The 18,764-nt window shown below is 68.4% G+C and carries 14 protein-coding genes and 3 pseudogenes; 8 read left to right on the top strand and 9 right to left on the bottom strand.

Going from position 1 to position 18,764, the window contains the following annotated elements:
* Positions 1-14: 14 nt before the first annotated feature.
* Both ACFYWX_RS29460 and ACFYWX_RS29455 read right to left on the bottom strand, forming a co-directional pair.
* Positions 15-179, bottom strand: a complete 165-nt coding sequence (locus ACFYWX_RS29460; RefSeq protein WP_389427144.1) for a hypothetical protein — start codon at positions 177-179, stop codon at positions 15-17.
* A pseudogene (locus ACFYWX_RS29455) lies at positions 176-451 on the bottom strand (hypothetical protein); the annotation flags it as partial. The gene ACFYWX_RS29460 and the pseudogene ACFYWX_RS29455, both read right to left, overlap by 4 nt.
* A gap of 942 nt (positions 452-1,393) precedes the next feature.
* Between ACFYWX_RS29455 and ACFYWX_RS29450 the strand changes: the two are divergent.
* Positions 1,394-2,248, top strand: a complete 855-nt coding sequence (locus ACFYWX_RS29450; RefSeq protein ID WP_389427143.1) for a hypothetical protein — start codon at positions 1,394-1,396, stop codon at positions 2,246-2,248.
* Between the two features lie 326 nt (positions 2,249-2,574).
* Here ACFYWX_RS29450 and ACFYWX_RS29445 read toward each other — a convergent pair whose 3' ends face one another.
* Positions 2,575-2,706: a hypothetical protein gene (locus ACFYWX_RS29445; protein WP_389427142.1), complete on the bottom strand. Its 132-nt coding sequence runs from the start codon at positions 2,704-2,706 to the stop codon at positions 2,575-2,577.
* A gap of 249 nt (positions 2,707-2,955) precedes the next feature.
* On the opposite strand from ACFYWX_RS29445, the gene ACFYWX_RS29440 reads away from it, so the two are divergent.
* Positions 2,956-4,392, top strand: coding sequence for an MFS transporter (locus ACFYWX_RS29440; protein ID WP_389427141.1), 1,437 nt, complete (start codon positions 2,956-2,958; stop codon positions 4,390-4,392).
* Between the two features lie 233 nt (positions 4,393-4,625).
* On the opposite strand, the pseudogene ACFYWX_RS29435 reads toward ACFYWX_RS29440, so the two are convergent.
* Positions 4,626-6,684 (bottom strand): annotated as a pseudogene (locus ACFYWX_RS29435) (DEAD/DEAH box helicase); the annotation flags it as partial.
* Positions 6,685-7,129: 445 nt separating this feature from the next.
* Here ACFYWX_RS29435 and ACFYWX_RS29430 point away from each other — a divergent pair.
* The 6 genes from ACFYWX_RS29430 (at position 7,130) to ACFYWX_RS29405 (ending at position 14,368) form a co-directional block, all read left to right on the top strand.
* Entirely contained in the window at positions 7,130-7,561 is a 432-nt protein-coding gene (locus tag ACFYWX_RS29430; protein ID WP_389427140.1) for a hypothetical protein, read from the top strand.
* Between the two features lie 20 nt (positions 7,562-7,581).
* Entirely contained in the window at positions 7,582-9,939 is a 2,358-nt protein-coding gene (locus ACFYWX_RS29425) for a hypothetical protein (protein WP_389427139.1), read from the top strand.
* 197 nt (positions 9,940-10,136) lie between these two features.
* Complete coding sequence (locus ACFYWX_RS29420; protein ID WP_389427138.1) at positions 10,137-10,658, top strand: hypothetical protein; 522 nt, start codon at positions 10,137-10,139, stop codon at positions 10,656-10,658.
* Positions 10,659-11,196: 538 nt separating this feature from the next.
* Entirely contained in the window at positions 11,197-11,445 is a 249-nt protein-coding gene (locus ACFYWX_RS29415) for a hypothetical protein (protein WP_389427137.1), read from the top strand.
* Between the two features lie 373 nt (positions 11,446-11,818).
* Entirely contained in the window at positions 11,819-12,859 is a 1,041-nt protein-coding gene (locus tag ACFYWX_RS29410; RefSeq protein ID WP_389427136.1) for a YbfB/YjiJ family MFS transporter, read from the top strand.
* A gap of 459 nt (positions 12,860-13,318) precedes the next feature.
* Positions 13,319-14,368, top strand: coding sequence for an ABC transporter substrate-binding protein (locus ACFYWX_RS29405; RefSeq protein ID WP_389427135.1), 1,050 nt, complete (start codon positions 13,319-13,321; stop codon positions 14,366-14,368).
* Here the strand turns inward: ACFYWX_RS29405 and ACFYWX_RS29400 are convergent.
* The 5 genes and pseudogenes from ACFYWX_RS29400 to ACFYWX_RS29380 form a co-directional block, all read right to left on the bottom strand.
* Positions 14,343-15,116: an aquaporin gene (locus ACFYWX_RS29400; RefSeq protein ID WP_389427134.1), complete on the bottom strand. Its 774-nt coding sequence runs from the start codon at positions 15,114-15,116 to the stop codon at positions 14,343-14,345. The genes ACFYWX_RS29405 and ACFYWX_RS29400 overlap by 26 nt on opposite strands.
* Positions 15,113-15,691 (bottom strand): DUF1275 family protein, encoded by a 579-nt coding sequence (locus ACFYWX_RS29395; protein WP_389427133.1) that lies wholly within the window; start codon positions 15,689-15,691, stop codon positions 15,113-15,115. The genes ACFYWX_RS29400 and ACFYWX_RS29395 overlap by 4 nt, the downstream gene beginning before the upstream one ends.
* A 150-nt stretch (positions 15,692-15,841) precedes the next feature.
* The gene (locus ACFYWX_RS29390; RefSeq protein WP_389427132.1) at positions 15,842-17,089 is read right to left on the bottom strand and encodes an esterase/lipase family protein; all 1,248 of its coding nucleotides are present in this window, start codon (positions 17,087-17,089) and stop codon (positions 15,842-15,844) included.
* Between the two features lie 237 nt (positions 17,090-17,326).
* Positions 17,327-17,935: pseudogene (locus ACFYWX_RS29385) on the bottom strand (NAD(P)-dependent oxidoreductase); the annotation flags it as partial.
* A 168-nt stretch (positions 17,936-18,103) separates the two neighbouring features.
* Entirely contained in the window at positions 18,104-18,679 is a 576-nt protein-coding gene (locus tag ACFYWX_RS29380) for a CGNR zinc finger domain-containing protein (RefSeq protein ID WP_389427131.1), read from the bottom strand.
* Positions 18,680-18,764 lie beyond the last annotated feature (85 nt).

Here is an 18,764-nt window from a genome sequence, read left to right as displayed (position 1 = left end):
CACCACCGGAAAGGTCAGAGAGGGTGCCTCGTGAGCGGCCGCCACTCCAGCCCGAACAGGTTCCACGACTCCGTGCCGCCCTTGGCGCGGTAGGCGAACCGCAGATCCAGGGGGTATGGGGAGCCGAGGGCGATCACGTCCGCCAGGAGCCGTGCGGGCGACTCCGGCATGTCCGTCATGCGGCTGCCCGGGTGCGGGAGGCGAGCTGCGGGAGGGCGTCCTCCCATACGGTGCGCACGGTGCGACCGACGAGGATGCGCAGCACGGGCCACATCTGGAGAAGCAGGTCCTGGTCGAGGTAGTGAGGCAAGTCGTCGTGCAGGCCCTCGTGCAGGACAGTGCGGTACAGGCCCATGCGCTGGCGAGGATTGCCCATGTCGTACGAGGTCATCCCGGACCAGGCCATGTGCAGCGGCAGCTCCACGACCCCATGGGTCGGGCCGTGCAACTGTCGCCGCCGGAGACGTTGCGAGGGCCATGATGTGCGAGCCGGCGTCCGGAGCGAGCGGGGGCGGATCCCCGGGTGAGCTGGTTGCCGCAGTCTGCTCAGCCCTCAGCAGGACGGACTCTCGGCCTTGACGCTCGTTTGACGCTCTGGGCGTCTGCACGAAGGGCGATGAGCCGAAAAACCGGCTCTGACCAGGTCTTTTCTGGGATCTGTTCAGGCCGACATCTTTCCGATGACCCACCATGTGGAGTGCGTGGCGATTCTGGAGCCTGCCGCAAAGGGCCGCTGACCTGCGGTTCAACAGTAGCGCCGGTGGGTCTCGACCTGTTTCGCGATATTCAGCGGATCGAGCCCATCGGGCCCGCCTCACCTGCGGATTTGTGCTGGAGTGACTGGTGGGAGCGGCTGCGTGATGCCCGGTCGTCGGGACTCTTGACCCTCATATGACGCTGGACTCCCATCGGTGAGACCGACTGAGGCCCCAGCGCCTCACTTCCGGGCACATCGACGGGCAGACTCATGGACGACGGCCGTTCCTCGCCAGGTCGGGTGACCAGCGATGTTGAACGTCAAGCTCAGCAAGTGGCGTCTTTGAGGGTCATGTTGATCCCCTGGTGCAGAGAGGCTCTTGGACCTGCCGAGGCCGGCAGGCTGTGAGACGGAGCTCGCGGCCGTCATAGCGGGTGCAACACCTGGCGTGCGCGAATGCGGTGTCTCGAACTGGGCCGCTCACTGGGTATTCACCGGAGCGGCCTCCGTCCTACTGTGGGGTGATGGCCGACTTGCGTGGAACTGTGTGCGAGGCTCTCTGCGGCACGTTCTGGGGTGCGCGGTACGGGGCCGGAAATGCGTAGCCGCGCGGAAGACGCGGAGGCGGCGGTCATCCGTCAGGAACGCGCTGGTCGGCCGGTCCCTACCGAGGACGCGAGAGCCCCGTCTCGGGGTATGACCACGGCCGCGGCCACGGCGGTAACCTCGGCGGCGGCTGCCCCGCGCCCCGACCGTACCCGCCCGGCCGACGTCCTGGCCCTGCAGCGCGCGGCGGGCAACGCGGCGGTCGGCAAGATGCTCGCGTCCGGCCGGGGAGATCAGGCCGGCCAGGCGCGCACGCCGGACAAAGCGCTCGTACAGTGGTCCGCCCGGCAGCCGTCCAGCCAGATCGCGGGCCCGGTGGCGGTGCCGCTGGTGCTCCGGCAGACCGCGGTAACACCCGCCCTGCCGACGGGCGGCGGAGGCAAGTGCGAGGACCTGCTGCAGGCCATCATCGACCTGCTGAACGAGGTTGCCAAGCGGTTCAGAGACGCTCAGGACGACCCGCACGACCTCTTCAAGTACCACCGTCATTTGGATGAGTCCCACCCGGAGCACGGCTCTTGGGACGGCCACCGCAGCAAGTACGACCAGAAGCGCGAAGAGTTGCGGCGCAAGATCGCCGAATGGGAGGCCGACGACGACTGCGGCAAGTTCCGGCTCTCCCGCGAGCAGCAGGAGGACCTGGCGGAGGCCCGGGAGTTCGGCGACAAGCAATTTCCGACCAAACCTGTGCGTAGCCTACGTGAAGCGGAGGAATCGGAGCAGGAGTCCATCTGGGACAAATTGCGCAAGCCGCTGCCCGACTGGGTGGTCAAGGCGCTGATCGCCCTCGGCGCCGTCGCTCTCGCGGTCGTCCTCGTGGTCGCCTTTGCCACCGGAGCCGGCGAGATCGCCCTCGCCCTCGCGGGTATCGGGCTCGTGCTGGGCCTCGCCATCAAAGCAGCAGTGCGCGCTGCAGGAATACGGGACACGTCCGGGGATGCCTGAGTAGGGTCGGGGACTGTCGCGGTGGCCGATGGGCCCGCCGTGCAGCATGCCCCGCCGGAAGTTCAGACGCGCGAGTCGTTCGCCAGCTCCGTAGACACCGACCAGGCGTCGAGGGAGACAGTCAGGGGCTGCCTCCGGGTGTCCTTCGAGTCAACGCGGTGCTCCACGGCCGGGTCCCGGGGCGGGACTTCGCCCTGTCGCTGTCGAGCGACGACAGTCGGGGCGTCGTCCGGATCGAGGTGATCGACACTCACCCCGCCCCACTGTCCGGGCCGAGTGCGCCCTGCCTCGGATGCACAGCCCGGGTGTTGACGTCGAGCCATGCATCACGTGCCGCCGCAGCGGGCGCACTTCGGCGGGCGGGTGCACAGTTCGGCGTACTCGTACTCCATGAGCCTGCGGGCGAAGTGGCCGCCCCGCATCGCCACCATGACCTCGCGGGTCCGCGACCGCGACACGGGGCTGCCGCATCAGCGGCGACACGGGCGTGGCCGGTCAGGTCCTCCTGATCCTGTGGCAATCAGGCTGCTCGCCCTGGTCTGCCGGTCCACATGACTTAAATCTCGGAGTTCGGGGATTCGAACCAGATCATATGTACGAGCAGGTTTTCCGCTGTCGCGGTATGCCCCGAGGGACGGAGTGTTGCCACGGTTGCCACCGAGCATGACCGAGTTTCTGACCCCGCAGCGGTCAGGCGCCATCCTGCCTTGTTCCGTGCTGTATGGCGCCGCAAGAACCCGCGACTCCGCCGGTCCGACATCACGGTGACGGACGATCAGGCCGTCAAGCGGGCGGTGAAGGCCGCCTCGCTCGGCAACGCCATGGAGTGGTTCGACTTCGGCATATACAGCTACCTGGCCGCCACCATCGGCCGCGTCTTCTTCCCATCCGGAAATGACACGGCACAACTGATCTCCTCGCTCGCCACCTTCGGCGTCGCCTTCCTGGTGCGTCCCTTCGGCGGCATGGTCTTCGGCCCGATGGGCGACAAGATCGGCCGGAAGAGGGTGCTCGCGCTCACGATGATCCTCATGGCGCTCGGCACCGTCTCCATCGGACTGATCCCCTCGTACGACTCGATCGGCTTCTGGGCCCCGGCCCTACTGGTTGTGTTCCGCCTCCTCCAAGGGTTCTCCACCGGCGGGGAGTACGGCGGCGCGTCGACGTTCATCGCCGAGTACGCCCCCGACAAGCGGCGCGGTTTCTTCGGCAGTTTCCTGGAGCTCGGCACACTCGCCGGGTACAGCTGTGCGGCCGGACTCGTCACCGCCCTCACGGCCTGGCTCGGCACCGACGCCATGGAGGCATGGGGATGGCGCGTCCCCTTCCTCGTCGCGGGCCCTCTCGGCCTCGTCGGCCTCTATCTGCGGCTCCGGCTCGATGACACCCCCGCCTTCCTGAAGCAGGAGAACAAGAGCGTCCACGTCTCCGAAGCCGCGGACACGGTGGAGACCTCGGCCAAGGGCGACCTCGCCCGGATCTTCCGAGAGCACTGGCCCACTCTGGTGCTGTGCATCGGGCTCGTCGGCGCGTACAACGTCAACAACTACATGCTGCTGTCGTACATGCCGACCTACCTCACGGAAGAGCTGCACTACCCCGAGACGCACGGGCTGCTGCTCCTGTTGGGCACCATGGTCCTGCTGATGCTGATCATCAATCAGGTGGGCCACCTGTCCGACCGCTTCGGCCGCAAGCCCGTCCTCATGGCCGGCATGCTCGGCTTCCTCGGTCTCTCCGCCCCGGCCTTCCTCCTGGTCCAACAGGGCAGCCTGGTCGCCGTATCGGCCGGGATGCTGATGCTCGGCCTCTCCCTCGTCTGCCTGCTCGGCACCATGTCGGCGGCGCTCCCGGCCCTGTTCCCCACTTCGGTCCGCTATGGCTCCCTGTCGGTCGGCTACAACCTGTCGGCCTCCCTCTTCGGCGGTACGACCCCGTTGGTCATCACCTCCCTGATCAGTGCCACCGGATCCGACATGATCCCCGCCTACTACTCGATGGCGGCATCCCTGATCGGCATCATCGCGGTGGCCTGCATGAAGGAGACCGCCCGCAAGCCGCTCGCAGGCTCCCCGCCCTCGGTCCAGACCGAGGAGGAGGCAGCGGTGCTGGTCGAAAAACAGGACTCGGCGCCGAAAAACTGACGATGCGTTCTACGACGACGCCGTGCGAGCCGCCCTGACGAGCGTCAAGGGAGAACGCGATCAGCTCAAGGCGCGGGTCCGGCAGCTCGCACGGCGCGCGACGCGGTCCCGTCGGCCGGCGTTCGGCAGCGGCTGCTGGTTGTGGGTGCCGTGCGGGCACAGGTCACTTTCGCGGCTGACCCCGTGGGAGCCTGCCCGGGCCGGGCTGCGGTCGAAACGGGCGGCCCGAACGCTCATGACTGCCTCCCCAGGGCGACGAGTTCGGCGAGATCGTCGTCGGACAGTTCGGTCAGAGCGGCCTCACCGGAGCCGATCACGGCGTCGGCGAGCACGCGCTTGGCTTCGAGAAGCTTTGCCAGCTTGTCCTCCACGGTCCCCTCCGCGAGGAGTTTGTGGACCTGTACGGGCTTGTCCTGGCCGATGCGGTAGGCACGGTCGGTGGCCTGGTCCTCGACCGCCGGGTTCCACCAGCGGTCGTAGTGCACGACGTGGGTGGCACGGGTGAGGTTGAGTCCGGTGCCCGCTGCCTTCAACGACAGCAGGAACACCGGTACTTCACCGCGCTGGAAGCGATCCACCATCTCCTCGCGCGCGGTGACGGGGGTGCCGCCGTGCAGGAACAGGGTGGGGATGCCGCGTTCCGCGAGGTGCTTCTCCAGCAGGGTCGCCATCTGCTTGTACTGGGTGAAGACCAGCACCGACTCGCCTTCGGCGGTGATGGTGTCGAGCAGTTCGTCGAGCAGGTCGAGCTTGCCGGATCGGCCGTGCAATGGTGTGGACTGGCGCAGGCTGTGCTCTTTCAAATACTGGGCGGGATGGTTGCAGATCTGCTTCAGCGCGGTGAGGAGCTTCAGGATCAGGCCGCGGCGGGCGATGCCCTCGACTTCGGCGATCTTCGCCATGGTTTCGCGGACCACCGCCTCGTACAGACTGGCCTGCTCGGCGGTCAGTGGTACGACGCGGTCGGTCTCGGTCTTGGCGGGCAGTTCGGGCGCGATGCCCGGGTCGGACTTCCGGCGGCGCAGCAGGAACGGGCGGACGAGGCGGGACAGCCGTTCGGCGGCCTGCGGGTCCTCGCCCGATTCGATCGCTCGGGCGTGCCGGTCGCGGAAAGCCGTGAGCGGGCCGAGGAGTTCGGGGGTGGTCCAGTCGAGGAGCGCCCACAGTTCGGAGAGGTTGTTCTCCACGGGGGTGCCGGTGAGGGCGACGCGGGCGCGGGCGGGCAGGGCGCGCAGCTCACGGGCGGTGACGGCGTAGGGGTTCTTGATGTGCTGGGCCTCGTCGGCGGCGATCAGCGACCAGGCGTTCTCGGTGAGGGTCTCCCGGTCGCGGCGCAGGACACCGTAGGTGACCAGGACGATCTCGTCGTCGGCGAGGTCCTTCAGGTGGCGGTCGCCGCCGTGGTGGCGGCGCACGGGGGTGGACGGTGCGAACCTGGCTGCCTCGCGCTGCCAGTTGCCGAGCAGTGAGGCGGGGCAGACGACGAGCGTGGGGCCCGCGGTGGCGGGGCTGGTCTGGCGGTGCAGGTGCAGGGCGAGCAGGGTGATGGTCTTGCCCAGGCCCATGTCGTCGGCGAGGCAGCCGCCGAGGCCTAGCTCGCACATCTCGGCCAGCCAGGCGAGGCCCCGCTTCTGATAGTCACGCAAGGTGGCTTTGAGCGCGGCGGGCTGGGCGGCGGGGGTGCGGGATTCGGGGTCGCGGATACGGGCGACGAGGTCGGCGAGCGCCCCGACCGGTGCGCAGCGAAGAGTCTCCCCGTCCCGCTCCACCTCGCCGGTCAGCGCGGCGCCCAGTGCCTCCATGGGAGTGAGCGGTTCCATTCGGCGGCGCCTGGCGCGGGCCACCAGCTTCGGGTCGGCGACCACCCACTGGTCGCGCAGCCGGACGAGGGGGCGGTGAGTCTCGGCGAGGTCGTCCATCTCGGCCTCGGTGAGCGGGTCTCCGCCGAGCGAGAGCTGCCAGCGGAAGTCGAGGAGGGTGTCGACGCCGAGCATGCCGGCCGCGCTGGAGCCGGGCGCGGTGCGTTGCCCGATCTCCGCGGTCGCGGTGAGTGCCTTGACCAGCTCGCGCGGCCAGTGCACGTCGACACCGGTAGCGCGCAGTGTGTCAGTGGCGTCGCCCAGCAGGTCGAGGGCCTCGTCGTCGGTCAGCCGCAGCTGGTCCGGAGCTGCGTCCTTCAGCAGCCGGTGGCGGTGGCCAGACGCGGGCGCCGCGGCGCAGCGCAAGCAGCGTCTCGGTCTCGGCGCGCGGGCCGAGCAGCCGCTCCACTTCGGCCGGTTCGCTCCACAGTTGTGGGCTCGGACAGAAGCTGTTGGGCAGTATGCCGCCTTGGGGTGTTGAGCCGTTGAGACTGCAGGGGGAACATGGCGATCAAAGTGCTGCCGGTGTCGGGGGAACAGACGGAGCTGCTGCATAGCCCTTGGGATCACCCGATAGAGGAACGGTAGGGGCGTCCGCCAGTAGGTCATCGGATGGCTGGGCACCATCGGCGGATCATGTGAGGGGTCTGATGAATCGCGAGTAGTCGTTTCTGGGGCCGCATCTGCCGCCTTCGGTCAGGCGGGGAGGCCGCTTCCACGGGGCATGACCCTGCCGGGATTCGATCGTTGTCGTCCGGGCTTCGGGGAATCAACTACCGGCCGCCCCGTGGGCGGTGATGATACAAGAGACGGGTGATCAGGTCGGTGGCCGCGCGAGTACGGTGGAGTGGCCTGCCCGGATGGAATTGGGGGAATTCATGACGTTCGAGCAAGAATGGGCCGAACTGCGCGCGGCGGCGGCCAAGCGGACTGCCATGCAGATCAACAGCATTCCGGCCGACGGCGGCGGAGGTGGTGGTGGCGGGAGCGACCTGGTGGTCAATCGGGACGACCTCGGCGCTATCGGCAATGACGCGTATGACCTGCTGGGTCGGCTGGCGAAGGAGGGCGACATCGCCCGTCCTTCCACGTTCGACGCGGCGACGGCGCTGACCAACGGGAACTTCGTGAGCGGTTCGGCCGTGCTGAAGGTGCACGACTTCTGGCAGACCCACCTGAAGACGCTGTTGGACGCCTGCGCGCAGATTTCGAATCACCTCGATTACAGCAAGGCCCAGCACGCCAAGGACGAGGCGAAGATCGAGGGAGATCTGACGCGGATATCCGTGCTCACGGAATACATGAAATAGGGCTCGGGGGAGCGCGCAACATGCTGAAGTACGAGGACATAATCGACGCCCCGGTGGCGAAGCTGAAGGCCGCCGCCGACGACTGGTCGGAGATGGCGGGGAAGCTGGACAAGCTTGCCACCGACGCCGCCGACGGGATGAAGGCTAAGGCGGAAAAAGCGGCCTGGGAGGGCGTCAACGCAGGGGTCACCAAGGCGTTCATCGGTAAGACGGCCAAGGAGTTCGCGGACGCCGCGGCCGAGGCCAAGGGTGTGAAGCTGATCCTGGAAGAGGGTCACGCGGCCATCAAGAAGGCCAAGGACGACCTGGTCAACATCCGGGACCACGAGGGGCCCGCGGCCGGCATCCGCGTGGACGGCAACGGCAAGGTCACGGCACGGAAACCGTTGTCCGAGATCCCCGCGGCGCGGCACGACCCCGACTACAGCGAGCTCCTGCAGGAGGAGAGGCGGAACATCGAGTCGTGGCAGAAGAAGATCGACCTCATCGTCGACAACTGCAACGACACCGACCTCGCCCTCAAGAACACCCTCGAGGCCAACGTCACCGACCGCAAGGACTTCAGCTCTCCGACGTACACGAAGCTGGACCAGGAGGAGGCCGCCCGCGCCGCCGCCCTGGCGGCCAAGGGCCGGGACATCACGCACACCGAACTGCAGCAGCTCAATGAGCTGCTGAAGGACAACAGTTCGTCGGTGGAGTTCTCCAAGAACTTCTACGAGAAGCTCGGCCCCGAGAAGTCACTGGCGTTCTTCGGCCAGCTCTCCACGGACACGTACGAGTACGGCAAGGTCGACGCGGAGCGCCTCAAGGACGTCCAGGAGCTCCAGAAGAACCTGGGCCTCAACCTGGCCACCGCCTCCCACGACAAGGAATTCACCGACAAGTGGGGTCCGGAGCTCCGCAAGTTGGGTACGGAGCGCATTCCGCTGGCCAAGAACGACTACGGCGGGCCGTTCGGATACCAGCTGCTCGGCGGGATCATGCGGTACGGGAACTACGACGCGAAGTTCCTCAACCCGATCGCGGAACACGTGGCGCAGCTGCACCAGAAGGATCCGTACATGTTCGCCGAGAACAAGGTGGTGAACAGTCCGTTCAAGAACCCGTTCAACCCCTCCGGCGTGAACGGTGCCGGCTACGACCCGGCCACCGCCATGCTGGAAGCGCTCGGCAACAGTCCGGAAGCGGCGAAGAAGTTCTTCGCCGACCCCCCGACCGCGTACAACGAGGACGGCACGGTCAACCACGGCGCCACGGCCGACCTCGGAAAGAACAAGGACGGCGAGGCGATCGACAACTACCTCGACTTCTTCGGCAACGAGAAGTGGGAGTCCTTCCCCGACGTCAACTCGCTCGACGAGAAAGAGCTCAAGGCGTCGCTCGACCAGATGCCCGACGCCCTCGGCCACGCCCTGGAGGCGGCGACCCTCGGCTACCCGGCCGGGCACCCGGACGCCGACGTGGTGCGGGACGCGGACAACGCCACGGTCATGCAGAAGGTCATGGAGAAATACGCTGCGGACCCGGGTCTGCTCAAGGAGCACCACGAGGCGATGGCCGACAGCCTGGGCGTCATGGGCGCCGGCTACATCGACGACATCAACTGGGCGTTGACCAAGAACGATCCGGACAGCGTGTTCGCGCCGGGCAAGAACCCGGACGGGCACCTCGACTTCGCGGACACCGCGGACGGGAACGGGCGGAGCGTCGTCCGGGGCTTCCTCAGCACCCTGGGTCAGCACCCGGACGCCTACGCGACGGTCTCGACCGCGGAGCAGGTCTACACCCGCAGCGTGCTGGAAGGGACAGTGGGCCCGGACGGAAAGATTGACGACGAGGTCGCTGCCAGGGCCAGGGCGACTGTGCGCGTGGGCGCCGAGGTGCAGGGCATGCTCGACCAGTCCCGGGCCGACCAGGTGGAGGCGACGAACCTCAAGACCCACGAGGACTACGAGAAGGCGGTCGCCAAGCGGGCGGGCTGGGTCGAGTTCGGGGCCACGGCGGGCGTCGCGGCGGGCGTCGCCTTCCTGCCCGCGACCGCGGCCGTGGGCACGGCCGCAGTGCTCATCCCGCTGGCGACCGATACCGCCAGTGGTGCTGCCGAACAGGTCATCGGCCAGGTGGTCGGCGACATCTCCGACAACTCGGTGGATGAGCACAAGGAGAAGATGGAGGACCTCACCGACAAGGAGAAGAACGCGATCTACTCCGCCGGTGAGAGCATGGCCGAGGCCCCGATGGAGGACTTCCTGCGGCACAACGACGTGGACCCCAACAGCGACTTCGCACAGGACCTACACGAATCGATGCTGATCGGCTACGGGGTCGGCAACGACCGGGAGAACCAGCAGGGCAACGACCCGGAGACCGGCTGAGGCCGGTGGAGGGCCGAGGAGACATGAGGATGCGGACAGTGATCAGTCGTGGGTCGGTGCGCGGGGGACTTCTTGCCGCGGCCTTGGCCGGCTCGTTGTTTCTCGGGGCCACGGGTTGTGGAGGGGACGGGGATGAGGACCAAGTTCCGAAGGACTACAAGGTCGTTGCGGGGACACAACTCTGCGGTGGCGATGCCGTGTCCGCCGACGCGTCCAAGGCACTGAAGGTGATCACGGGGTCGTCGCGGTTCGAGGCGTCGGGAGAGAGGTACACCGTCGCGCAGGCCGCGGCGGATTTTGTCGAGGCGTTCTGGGACCCCAAGGTGTATCGCGGGGACGCCTGCCGTGTTTACACGCCCCGCGGCACGCCGGATTTCGAGCTCAGGATCACCTGGAGGCGGATCGACGGCGCCCCGACGGGCACCCCCGCCCCGAAGTTCACCGTTCTGAAGATGGGGGAGCGGGCCGTGGCGGCGGCGGACAGTGCGAACGTCCAGTTCGCGTGCAAAAGCGACAAGTTGGACGGCTCGTCGACAGCGGCCCACATCATGATCGGCGTGGAGCGCTGGGGCATGCCGACGGAGCCCGAGGGTGACGTCGAGGCGTTGAAGGACGCCTACGCGACCGTGGCCCACTCCTTCTCACTGGCCATGGCCAAGGAACTGCGCTGCGAGAAGAACGGCGGGCTTCCCGCGAGGCCCGTGCTGGATCCCGCGTAGCCGCCGGCGTATGCGGAAACGACCATGATCAGGCGGCCCTTCCTGTCCGGAGGAGGGGCCGTCTGCTGTATGCGGTGCGCCACGGACGAGCGGTGCACGGACCTCGTCTCCAGGGGGCGCAGACCTCGCGCTCGCCCACGATTCCGACCCGGCCCGGCTCCCGTACCGGACGGTGCGGAGAAGCCCTCCTCGGCGAAGACCCGGTCGAGATCTGCGTACCGGTCGCCCACCCCCGCGCCGGCTGGGCCGTGCTGACCCGCCAGGACCCGACCGGTGAACGCTGGGGTCACCCCTGGCCGACGGTGACGAGTGCCACATGTGGATCCTGCTGCCTGTGCGGACCCGCTGGAGCTCAACAACCGCGTGCAGATCGCACCCCTCCCGGCCGTGGAGTGCTGCACGGCGACCCAACCCGGCGGCTCGACCGCGATGCTTCCCGACACGATCCGCCGGAGGCTCCCGAGCCTTCCAGGAGCTCGCCCGCCAGTGGTGTTTCGAACATGCCGCGCCGGAAGGCCTCGGGGGCCGGGCAAGATGGGTGCGCCCGACCGAGATCGCCTTCCGGGAACATCGACGCGGTCACGAACTGGACCTGGTGGTCGCGGAGTCGCCGGCGTTCGGAGCCGAGCGGATCACCGCGATCGGTGAGGCCAAGGGGACGCTCACGCCTGTCGGCCTGCCGCAGTTGGAGCGGCTGGAGCACCTGCGGGGGCTACTGCCCAGCGCCAGGGTGGGGCCCTGCCGAAGCTCCTGCTCTTCGCCCGCTCTGGCTTCACCGGCGATCTGAGGCGCGAGGCCGACCGGCGCGGTGATGTCGAGCTGGTCGACCTGCACCGCATTTACCGCGGAGAGTGATGCACATGCGGGTACGGCGGTCGGACCAGGCCTTGCAGGTCGCAGCCGCACGCCTCGGCCCACTGCGCTCGCCGCCTCTTCGTCCCGCACAACCCCACATGCATTGCCATGAAACTTGAGGCTCGTTTGACGCTCAGGGTCTTGGGGGCGTCAGGGGCACTCGGAAGACCGCTTCTGACCTGGGGTTCTGTACCGTCAGCGGCCCTTTCCCGCAGGCTCCAGAATCGCCTGTTTGCCCTGTGAAATGCCGGTTAAGCTGCCGCTATGCATGGCAGGCATGGATGCGGCGAAGGGGCGCGAGGGGCATGGATGTCGAACTGCGTCACCTGCGGGCCTTCACGGCCGTGGCCCGTCATCGTTCGTTCTCCCGTGCCGCCGAGGAACTGCTGATCACGCAGCCTGCACTGAGCCGTACGATCGCGCAGTTGGAGGGCAACCTGAGCATCCGTCTGCTCGACCGGTCCTCACGGCACGTCGAACTGACCGACATCGGTGCGGAGTTCCTCGTACACGCCGAGCGTGTCCTCGCGACCTTGGACCAGGCCCTCGCCGCCGTGAGCCACCGTGTCACCCTCCGGCTCGGCTTCAGCTGGCTGCTGCCCGATCCCTGGGCGCAGCAGACCGTGAGCCGCTTCGAGGAGAGCACGGGTGCGTCGGTCGCCCTGACCCGGACGGACGATCCTCTTCAGGCACTGCGCCGGCGCACCCTGGACATCGTGCTGGTCCGGGGTGATGTCGACGCGACAAGAGGGGCACGGACCATGCACCTGTACGACGAGCCGCGCATCGCCGTATGCTTCCTCGCGCTGCTTGCCAGCTACACCTTCGAGGGCATCGGCTACATCATCGCCGGTACCTTCCTGGTCGCCGCGATCCAACAGGGCGTCAAGGGCTGGCTCGGCTCCGCGGCCTGGATCGTGGTCGGCCTCGCCGCCCTTCCCTCCTGCGCTCTGTGGACCCGGCTGGCCCGCCGCTGGTCCAGGCCGGTGCTCCTGCTCGCCTCGCTGACCATCCAGGCCATCGGCATCGCCCTGTCGGCGCTGCTCGGCGGTGCCACGCCCGCACTCGTGTCAGCGGTGCTGTTCGGCGCCACCTTCATGGGTGTCAGCACGATCGCGCTGTCCATCGGAAGCCACCTTCAAGTGCCCCGCGCCGTCGCCCTGTTGACCGCCGGATACAGCGCCGGCCAGATCCTCGGCCCGCTGCTCGCCGCTCCGCTGCTGAGTCATGGCTACCACCAGGCGCTCCTGCTGGGCAGCGCGATGGTAGTCGTTGCCGCGGTCTCGGCCGCCGCGGTTTGTGTCCGCTTCCCGCACCACCTCGGTCCCGTGACTTCGGCGGCCTGACAGCCCTACCGTCCAGCAGGAGTTGTCGTGAGCACACTGCTGTCCGACATCGGAGCAGACCTTCCCGTCATCGCAGGCCCGATGACCGGTAGGACCGAGCACGCCCGGGGCCGGTCACCGCTGCCGCCCGCGCGGGCGGACTGGGCTTTCTGGCCGGTGGACAACCATGGCGGGGCGATGGTGCTTGCCCGGTTCATCCCGGCAGGCCCGAGCAGATCGAGCGCCTCGAGAAGGCCCTCACCACGGCGGGTGTGCAGCGCCGGTCAGTAGCCCACCGTGAAGCGGCGGTTGAGGTGATGCCGGTGGTCGATCTCGTCGACCAGGGCGACCGCGTAGTCCTCGTAGGAGATGCGACCCGTTCCCTGAGTCGACGTCAGGCACTGGCCGCCGGCACCGCCGTCCTCGGCGCGGGCGCCCTTGCCGCCCCCGCCGAGGCAACACCCCTCGTAAGTAAGGCCGTTGACGAGGGAGACTCGAACCCTCGACGAGCTCTACCGGGCCGCCCTGGCCGAGGGCGGCAAGCTCATCGTCTACGCCGGCGGCGACATCGCGTCCCAACAGGCCGCGAACGTGCAGGCGTTCACCCAGCAGTTCCCCGGCGTCGAGCTGACGATGGTCGTGGACTACAGCAAGTTCCACGACGCCCGCATCGACAACCAGATCGCCACCGACAGCCTGGTGCCGGACGTCGGCCACTTCCAGACCCTCCAGGACTTCCCCCGCTGGAAGAAGGCGGGCCACCTGCTGCCCTACAAGCCGGCCGGGTTCTCCAAGGTCCACCCGGCGCTCCGGGACCGGGACGGTGCCTGGGTCGCCGTCCGGTTGTCCGCCTTCAGCTTCATGTACGACATCGCGGCGGCCGGCGCGGGCGCGCCCCGCACGCCGGAGCAGCTGGTCGACCCGCGCTGGAAGGGACGGATCGCCTCCTCCTGCCCCAACGACGACGACGCGTCCCTTTTCCTCTACAAGCTCTACGCCGAGACGTACGGCTGGGACTGGGTGGCGCGACTGGCCGCTCAGGACATCCGGTTCGCGCGCGGCACGCACACCCCGGCCCTCGCCATCAACAGCAAGGAGAAGGTCATCGGCGTCGGTGGCAGCGGTGCGGCCGTCGCACCCGCCGGTGCCACGCTGCGCTGGGCCATTCCCGAGGACGACGCCCCGTTCATGGCGTGGGGCCAGCGCGCCGCGATCTTCCGGCGGGCCGCGCATCCCGAGGCCGCGAAGCTCTACCTCAACTGGTGGCTGTCGACGGCCCGTCAGCAGTCGGCCACCGGCTGGTCGGTCCGCACCGACATCACCCCGCCCACGGGCCTCAAGCCGGCCTGGGAGTACCCCAACGCGCACTTCGCCGACTTCCCCCGGTTCATGGCCGACCGTGCCGAGGTGGAGTCCTGGAAGCAGACGTTCACCCTGTACTTCGGCGAGGTCAAGGGCGACCCGAGCCCGGGGTGGCTGGGGCTGCACCCGGGCAGGTCGGCCGTCACGAGTGTCGGCAGCGCGCGCTGATGCGCCGGATCACGACGGTTGCGGCCCATGCTCCGGCGGGAGGGGCGAGCAGATAGGCGGGCAGCAGCGAGGGGGTGCCTGCGAGCAGGGCGGGGCCGAACTCGCGGGCGGGGTTGGCGACTCCGCCGGAGAGGGTGCCGAAGGCGATGATCTGGGCGGCGATCATGGTGCCGACGGCCCAGGGGGTGAACCGGGCGAGGCGGTGGCTGGAGATGCCGATGCCGGCGACGGCGACGATGGCGAACATCGTGGCGGCCTCGATCGCGGCGACGGCGGCCCAGGACCAGCCGGGGGCGGGCCGGATGGCGGCGTAGTCCACGGCCGCAGTGGTGATCGCCGGTCCCCACACCAGTCGGCCCATCGCGACACCCAGGATCGAGCCGACCAGTTGACCGGCGATGAAGGGGGCGACGCCGCGGCCCGGCGTACGGCCGTAGCGCCACATGGCCAGGGTGATGGCCGGGTTGACGTGACCGCCTGTCACCCTGCCCCAGGGCGAGAACATGACGGCGGTGACGGTGTAACCCGAGAGGGGTGCGATCGCGAGAAGTCTGCCTTCGGGGGTGTTCCACCAGCCGTCCGCGCCGGGGTCGAGGGTGCCCATCAGCCAGCGGACCGTGGTGACCACGACGAACAACATGAGCGCGGTGAGGGCGAGTTCGAGCAGGGCGGGCTGGAGGGTGCGCCGCCGGGCGGGCCGTGGGACACCGGAGCCGACCTGGACGGGTTTCGTGGTCACAGTGGTCACAGCGGTTTCGTCCAGGTGGCGTCGGAGCGGGTCAGCGTGAACGCGGTGACCGTGGCCGCTGCCAGGAGCAGCGTGGCGAACAGCAGAGGCAGGGCTGAGCCACCGTGCAGGACGGCGACCGCCCCGGCGAGGCCGCCGGTGAACATCGCCGCCGCCGAGAGCGAGCGGCGGCCCGCCTTGCCGCCCTTACCGCCCGCGGCGCGGCTGGCCGCGGCGACTCCGGTGATGGTGAGCGTCAGTACGGTCGTGGTCAGATCGGGTACGGCCAGTGCGCGTGCGGCGGCGTTCTGCACGCCCATGGCCAGGCCGAGGAGTGCGATCAGGGAGTACTGGACGGTGCTCGCGTAAGGGGTGGCGGCGGCCTCGGCGATGACGTACGCCACCAGGACCAGGCTGGTCTCCAGCAGGGCCAGGTGCAGCACCCGGCCACGGTGGGCGCGGGCCCCGTGCGCCAGGCGGCCGCCGAGCAGGGCGCCCACGGCGAACGTGGCGAGTGCCGCGAGCGAGGCGGTCAGGGTGAAGCCGGCCGCGCCGGCGAGGGCGAAGCCGGAGAAGACGACGTTGCCCGAGGTCACCCATGCCTTCGACGCCTCCGCCGGACCGGTGGTGTCCCGGCGGGCGGAGGCGTCCTGAAGCAGGGCTACTTGGTGGCGGCCAGCGGCTGGCGTTCGGCGTTACAGCCGTTGTCGGAAGCCATGCCCGCCGAAGGCGTCCCTGGCCGGTGTTTACGCTTCCTGGAGCTTGGCCAGGATCCACCGGCCGAGTTCCGGGGTCATGACGGTGTGGCCTTCGTTGGTGGTGGCGCAGAGGAAGTCGTGGAGGTCGCTGCTCTCGCGGTCGACCTTGGTGTAGAGGGCGGTCTGGTCGTCGATGTCGGCCGACGCCACGGCGCTGATGGTGGGGATGAAGGTGGAGGTGTTGTGGGTGAGTTCCGGCTGATGCTCGTTGATGATCGCGGTCAGCACGGCGGCCATGCCGAAGTTGGCGGCGTCTTGCAGGAGCGGGGCCTTGGGGAAGAGGCCGCCGGGAGCGCCGTCGAGTTCGGGGAAGCCGGTGGTGTTGATCGAGACGGCGGCCTGGCGTGCCTTCGCCATCTGGGCGACGGTCTGTTTTCCGGAGCCCTGGGTGCGGAGGTGGGCGTTCACCTTCGGTCCGAGGGCGGCCATCGCGGTGTCGTCGGCGGGGATGTTGTTCCCGGCGCCGGTGCCCGTTCCGTTGGCGACACCGAGCAGGCGGGGGCGCTGGGGCCAGTCGCCCATCCGGTGGAGTGCTTTCAGGAAGTCGGTCCGTTCCCGGTCCTGGCCGGCGGCTACGTCGAGGGTGACCTCGGTGCCGGTTTCGACGTGCCAGCGCAGCATCTGGCGTGCGGCCGGGCTGTTGACCAGGTCGGAGTAGAGGCTGAGGAGCGGGTTGGTGTTACCCCAGTGCTCCTTCACGAAGTGGGCGTATGCCTGGACTCCGAGGGGCAGCCACGCCCCGCGGTGCGGGGTGTCGTAGGAGAGGTAGGTGGAGGTCTCGTGGTCCTCCTCCTGGCTTTCCATGCTGGCCAGGGCGTAGCGGGTGACCAGTCCTCCCATGCTGAAGCCGCCCACCGTCAGCATGGCGTTGCCTTCGCGGTCGGCGACCGTCCTCCTGATGCACTCGATCGCGACGTCGGCGTTGACCGGAATGGACGCGGAGCGTTCGTTGAAGCCCAGGAGGATGATGTCGAAGCCGTTCTCGCGCAGCGTGGAGATGAACGGGTAGTCCCCGTTCTCCAGGCCGTCGTACAGCTCGTAGCCGTTGCTCCCTCCCATGGCGAAGCCGTCGGCGAGGATCACCGGCCGCCTGACGTTCGTCCGGCCGGATGAGCTGTAGAAGACCCAGGCGGTTCCGTTGCGGAGCTCCCACTCGGTGTCCCAGGGGGCCGCTTCCGCGGCTGCGGGCCGAGCCCCCGGAGGGGTGCCCCAGATACTGACAACAGGCTTGGACATGCTTCGACGACTCCTTGGTGTCGCGGCCGATCACACCGAACACGGTTATCGTCCCCACGCGAGCTCAGCGCTTCGCGCAAATCAGGCGACATCACTCGTTCGTGGACAAAATGCCTCTTACCTCCCTTTCCTTGCGCCTCTCGTATGCGGGCGCGCCCTGCCTGGTGCCTACGCGGGCAGGACGGTGCTTCATGGGGTGCTGCCCTTCGGATGAGGGGTCGTGCGGGCGTACGGGGATCAGCCGGTGTGCAGCAGACGGATCGGTTCCCCGGCGATGAACGCGGCGATGTCCTCCACCGCTTCGCCGTAGTAGGTGCGGTAGTTCACCTCGGTGACGTAGCCGAGGTGCGGTGTGGCCAGGACGTTCGGCAGGGAGCGCAGCGGGTCGTCGGCCGGGAGCGGCTCGGTCTCGAACACGTCGAGTCCGGCGCCGGCGATCCGGCCCTCGCGCAGGGCGCTCAGGAGAGCGGCCTGGTCGACGAGGCCGGCGCGCGAGGTGTTGACCAGGTAGGTGCTCGGCTTCATGGCCCGCAGCTCCGCCTCGCCGATCAGACCCCGCGTCCGCTCGGACAGCACGAGGTGGATGGACACGAAGTTGCTGCACCGCAGCAAGTCGTGCTTGCTGTCGGCCAGTTGTACGCCCTCGGCAGCCGCGCGTTCCGCCGTCAGGTTCGGGCTCCAGGCGACGACCTCCATGCCGAAGGCGGTGCCGATGCGGGCCATGTGGCTGCCGATCCTGCCGAGTCCGAGCAGTCCCAGGGTCCGGCCGTACAGATCGGGGCCCACCGTGGACTGCCACGGCCCGCCCTCCCGCAGCGCCCGGTTCTCGGCCGTCACCTGCCGGGCGGCCAACTATGTTGCGGCAGAAGGGGTTTGGCTGAGCCCGTCGGGGGAGCGAGTCAGTGCCGCGGCCGGTCGACGGCGTGGGCCTCGGTGAAGTCCCGGAGCGCCGGGAGGAGTTGCTCGGGCGTCTCGGTCTGGGGCATGTGGCCCGTGATGTACCGAGGGTAACGATCACTCCGCTGATCTGGGGTTTCTGCGCTGGTTGGCATTGAAGCGCGCTTTCTTCTGACGATTCCCGCACGTGTTCATGTCACACCATTTGCGGGTGCGACTTTGACTGGTGTCGAAGAAGGCGGCTTGGCAGGTTGGTGATGCACACAAGGCCAATTTTCCGTCTCGTTCGCCTGCGATGATGCTGATCGCGTCGGCGGCGATCACGCTGAGGGCATCTTCCACGCGGGAAGCCGAGCTGAGCCGCCATCGCCGCTCACCCTCGGGCGTCAAAATCGCCGCGGCCCGACCCTGAGTGCTGCAGTCATTGATGACTTGGACAGCGGACGCGGGGAGAGCGTCCTGGATCGCGGCCGCTGTCGCGGCGGCGTGAATCGACTCCCTCAGTTCCCGGGCGAGGTCGAGCTGGGCAGTGGTGCAGGAGTCCACGGCGAGGCCGTTCACTGCCAGCCAGTCGATGAGTCGGTGCGGCGTGGGAATGCGCTCCACAGCGTCGCCATGGCGCTCCGACAGAGTCCCCGTGAAGCTGGTCGCCAGCACATTACCGAGGCGGAAGTCAGGGAACGCAGCACGCATGGAACCACCTTAGCTGGTTGCAGCGCGGCTCGGAGAAGTGCTAGAACCGTCTTAGCCGGTTCGCGCCAGGCCGTAGCCGGTTCCA

Source organism: Streptomyces sp. NPDC002888 (genome assembly GCF_042888465.1).
Classification (GTDB): Bacteria; Actinomycetota; Actinomycetes; order Streptomycetales; family Streptomycetaceae; genus Streptomyces.
This window is presented reverse-complemented; position numbering and strand designations above follow the sequence as displayed.